Source organism: Roseobacter sp. (genome assembly GCF_024639605.1).
Lineage (GTDB): Bacteria > Pseudomonadota > Alphaproteobacteria > Rhodobacterales > Rhodobacteraceae > Roseobacter.
This window is the reverse complement of sequence record NZ_JAHEHZ010000251.1, coordinates 1-3039: the sequence shown is the minus strand read 5'-3', so window position 1 is coordinate 3039 and position 3039 is coordinate 1. Positions and strand designations below refer to the sequence as shown.

3 protein-coding genes and 1 pseudogene are annotated in these 3039 nt (G+C 64.0%); all 4 read right to left on the bottom strand.

The annotated features are described in order from the left end of the window. Positions 1-326 (bottom strand): annotated as a pseudogene (locus tag Q0M35_RS18390) (hypothetical protein); the annotation flags it as partial. Next, on the bottom strand, positions 326-805 hold the full coding sequence (locus tag Q0M35_RS18385; protein ID WP_295317698.1) for a DUF4381 domain-containing protein: 480 nt from the start codon (positions 803-805) through the stop codon (positions 326-328). The gene Q0M35_RS18385 and the pseudogene Q0M35_RS18390, both read right to left, overlap by 1 nt. After that, positions 802-1737 (bottom strand): DUF58 domain-containing protein, encoded by a 936-nt coding sequence (locus Q0M35_RS18380; RefSeq protein ID WP_295317697.1) that lies wholly within the window; start codon positions 1735-1737, stop codon positions 802-804. The genes Q0M35_RS18385 and Q0M35_RS18380 overlap by 4 nt, the downstream gene beginning before the upstream one ends. 9 nt (positions 1738-1746) lie before the next feature. After that, a complete protein-coding gene (locus Q0M35_RS18375) occupies positions 1747-2742 on the bottom strand; it encodes a MoxR family ATPase (RefSeq protein ID WP_295317696.1) in 996 nt (331 codons plus the stop codon). Between the last annotated feature and the right edge of the window lie 297 nt (positions 2743-3039).

Here is a 3039-nt window from a genome sequence, read left to right as displayed (position 1 = left end):
CGCGTATCCATTGAGCCTGAGATATCGACCGCCAGCACCAGATCGCGCGCGGCCTTTTCGATCACGACGGGTTCGCCCAGGATCTCGGGCCGGGCAAGGCCGGTCACGGTCAGCCCCCAGCACAGCATGGCGGCAAGCATCTGCCCCCTGCCCCGACGGCGTATCATCGCGCCCTGGGACGGCGTCTGCCCGGCGGCTTCGGCAAGGCTGTGAAAGAACGGCACCCGCAGAGCGCGGGCTTTTTCGCGGTGCGCGGGCGCGAATTTCCACACCAGCCAGGGCACCGGCAGCAAAAGGAAGGCATAGGGAAAGGCAAAAGACAGCATCAGCCGCGCGCCCCCTGCCGGCGGTGGGTCCGGATCCAGGCCGCCGCCATGCGTGGCAGATCACTGTGCGGGGGCTGATCGCGATAGGGCGCTGAGGCCAGCACGCGCCCGGCTTCGGTGCCGGAAAACCCCGGACCCGGTGCTGCCGCATCCAGAAATCTGAGCCAGGCGTCGCCCGACAGCCCGGCCACATCGCGCCGCGGGAACCCGGCAAGCGCCGTACGCCGCAATATGTCTGCAATCGCTGCCGGATCATCGCCCGCGCTCTCCAGCGCCACAAGGGCCGCCCGCCGGTATGCGCGTGCCCGGTGTCTGAGGGTCGCAATCCTGCCAGCGACCGCCAGAGCCACCAGCAGCCCGAGCCCCAGCCAGACCCATCCGGCGGTCTGCGGCCAGAGCGACAGGGCCACGGGCGCGTCCGGCATCACAAGGCGGTCATAGAGCTCGGTAAGGTTCAGCCCGGACAGGTCTTCGCTCATCCGCGCCCCCTGCCCCCGCCGAGCAGCCGGATGAGCTGTGGCAGCGTGTCTTCGGCGGTGGTCAGCGGGATCACCGGCACCGCATAGCGCGCCGAGAAGTCAAAGAGTGCCGCCAGCCGCCCGGTGCTGAAATCCGTGAGCTTCCGGCGCACCGTGTCATCGCCGACATTCACCTGCGCCTGCAGCGTGCCGTCAGAGACAACGATATCCAGTTCCGGCGGCAGCTGATCAGACGTGGGGTCAAGCACGCTGAACAGGATCAGCTCGTTGTGCTGTGCGATCCGGCGCAGGTTCTTTTCGGTATCTTCGTCCCAGCCGTCGAAATCGCTGAAGACCATCACCAGCGCGCCCGAGCGGACGATCCGCGCTGCTGCCTCAACCGGCCGGTTCAGCGGTACCGGCGTGCGCGCCGGTGCATCAGCACTGAGCGCGCCGTTGGCCTGCGCCAGCGTGTCTAGAAACCGGTTGAGCGCGCGTGCCGAGGAATGTGGCCGCATCTCATGCAGTCCGGTATCGTCAAAGATGATCCCGCCGACGCGGTCCCCTTTGTCGCGCACGCGAAAGGCGGTAATGGCCGCCGCCTCCGCCGCGGTGACGGATTTCATATTGTGCACGCTGCCGAAAAACATCGACATCCGCTGATCCACGACCAGCAGCACGGGCCGGTCGCGTTCTTCGGTATAAACACGGACATAGGGCGCGCCGGTCCGCGCCGTGACCTTCCAGTCGATGGTGCGCACATCGTCGCCGGGCGCATAGTGGCGCAGCTCTTCGAAATTGAGCCCCCTGCCCTTGATCTTTGAGGCATGCTGGCCGTTGAGGATGCTGCGCGATGGCTGCCCCGGGCGGAACGAAATGGCCCGCGCGCGACCACGCAGCCCGCGCAGATGCGCGAGGCTTACATGAATACGGGGATCAGTGCGCAGGCTCATGATCTTTCCTCAGGGCAAAGCGACCTCGGAGAGCAGACGATCGGTCACATCATCGGGCGACACGCCCTCGCCCTGCGCCTCATAGCTCAGCGTCAGACGGTGGCGCAGCACGTCGTGGGCAACGGCACGTACATCGTCGGGATCCACATAATCGCGCCCGGCAAGCCAGGCATGCGCGCGTCCGCATTTATCAAACGCCAGCGAGGCGCGCGGGCTGCCCCCGACCTCTATCCAGCGCGCCAGATCGCCTGAAAGGGCCGCAGGCGTGCGCGTGCCGTAGACAAGATCGGCCATATACCGCTCCATCGCGTCCGATACGTGAATATCCGCAATCTCGCCGCGCGCCTCAAACACCGCTGACTGCGGGATTACGGGTGGTTTTTCCGTTTCAGGGGCGCTCCTGCCCGCATCCGCTTTCTGCTTTGCGGCCTCTTCACCGCGCACCAGCTGAATGACCTTCACCTCATCCTTGACGGGCGGGTAATCCACCCGCACATGCATCAGAAACCGGTCCATCTGCGCCTCAGGCAACGGATAGGTGCCCTCCTGCTCAATCGGGTTCTGCGTGGCCATCACGATAAAAAGCGGCGGCATGGTATGGGTGGTCCCGGCGACCGTCACCTGGCGCTCTTCCATCGCTTCAAGCAGGGCCGCCTGAACCTTAGCCGGGGCCCGGTTGATCTCATCGGCCAGCACGATATTGGCAAAGATCGGACCGGGATCAAACCGGAACGACGCGCCTTCGGGTGACTGGTGATAAACTTCGGTACCCGTCACATCCGAGGGCAGCAGATCGGGCGTAAACTGTATCCGGCTGAACTCCGCGTCCATGTTTTTAGCCATGGCTTTGACCGCACGGGTCTTGGCCAGACCGGGCAGCCCTTCGATCAGCAGATTGCCATTGGCCAGCAGGCCGATGATCAGCCGCTCCACCACGTCCCGCTGGCCGATAATCGACTGCCCCATCCGCTCTCTGAGGTCTTCAATCTGTTTTAAAGCTGTCACAAAACCCCCTGTTTTGTGGTTAATTCACTGAAACGCGGCCGTTTGGTACAGGCTGTGCAGTGGTTTCAGTTTTCCGGGGCAGACCGGATTTTGCAAGGCGAAACTGTCGGGGCGGGCTCTGTCCGGATAAGGACCTGTCTGTTTTCTCTGGTTCTCTGCTCATGTGGTCCTGCCTGTGGCTATTGGGAACAGATATGATGGTGCTGCCAGACAAATTCGAACCAGTCTCTGCCAGGACAGTGTAGCTGTCCATTATGCCGCGCCGAGACCACGCCACTCAGTAAGAGCAGCGGCGCG

Bases quoted from the DNA above. Each gene is read 5' to 3' on its own strand.
- Q0M35_RS18385 (WP_295317698.1), bottom strand. From the start codon at position 805: ATGAGCGAAGACCTGTCCGGGCTGAACCTTACCGAGCTCTATGACCGC.
- Q0M35_RS18380 (WP_295317697.1), bottom strand. From the start codon at position 1,737: ATGAGCCTGCGCACTGATCCCCGTATTCATGTAAGCCTCGCGCATCTG.